The sequence below is a fragment of the Candidatus Nanopusillus massiliensis genome, assembly GCF_920984865.1.
In genome coordinates, this window is record NZ_OV100765.1 from 584099 (window position 1) to 584373 (window position 275).

1 protein-coding gene (cut by a window edge) is annotated in these 275 nt (G+C 27.6%); it reads right to left on the reverse strand.

Going from position 1 to position 275, the window contains the following annotated elements:
• Nucleotides 1–272, reverse strand: the 5' portion of a protein-coding gene (locus LUA84_RS03755) for an ATP phosphoribosyltransferase regulatory subunit (RefSeq protein WP_305836310.1). 16 nt of this gene lie to the left of the window's left edge; only the first 272 of its 288 coding nucleotides appear in the window; it begins with the start codon at nt 270–272; the stop codon falls past the left edge of the window.
• Between the last annotated feature and the right edge of the window lie 3 nt (nt 273–275).

The window sequence follows — 275 nt, forward strand, 5'->3', positions numbered from 1 at the left end:
TAATGTTGATTACATATATTCCATGCATCTTTAAATGTATCTTCAAAATATATTACACATATTTCTGTATAAGTTTTTTTATCAATCTTAAATATTCCTAATTCTATTCCAGCATCAATCAGTCTTTCTACTCCAATACTTCCACCTACAGCAGGTATTTCTTCATTTGTAAATAATTTTAACAAATTATCATATCTTCCTCCTCCAGATAGTGATCCAATTTTTGGTTTTTCAACAATTGCTTCATATATCATACCAGTGTAATAATCCAAACC